The organism is Paenibacillus sp. 22594 (assembly GCF_052044425.1).
Taxonomy (GTDB): Bacteria; Bacillota; Bacilli; order Paenibacillales; family Paenibacillaceae; genus Paenibacillus_AQ.
In genome coordinates this window covers 1-459 of the sequence record NZ_JBQENA010000052.1, presented here as the reverse complement: position 1 = coordinate 459, position 459 = coordinate 1, and the positions used below count along the sequence as shown (strand labels likewise).

1 protein-coding gene is annotated in these 459 nt (G+C 43.1%); it reads left to right on the top strand.

All coding sequences use genetic code 11. The annotated features are described in order from the left end of the window. Positions 1-459 (top strand): glutamate--tRNA ligase family protein (locus ACTJKB_RS30940; RefSeq protein ID WP_440838046.1); only part of this gene is annotated, 459 nt, incomplete at both ends.

The window sequence follows — 459 nt, the reverse complement described above, 5'->3', positions numbered from 1 at the left end:
AGAGGAAGAAATCCAGGAAATCAGAAAGAGCCAGGAAGCCAAAAAAGTGCAGACCGGCTACTATGGAGAATGGGCGGTCCACCGCGATTTATCTTTTTCAAAGGTTACGGACTACTTAAAAGAAGGCCGACCGTATGTTATTCGCTTAAAGGCAGATCCTTCAAATTCAAAGCTCGTTTTCAATGACTTGATCAAAGGTGAAGTGGAGCTGCCGGCAAATTATCAGGATATCGTCTTGTTAAAATCTGGCGGTCTGCCAACCTATCATCTGGCTCATGTGGTAGATGATCATTGGATGAGAACGACACATGTAATTAGAGGAGACGAATGGTTATCTTCAATACCGATTCATATACAGCTGTTCGAATATTTTGGATGGACTCCCCCCTATTACGCACATATATCACCCATTATGAAAGAGGAAGGGAGCTCCAAGAGAAAACTGAGCAAACGAAAGGA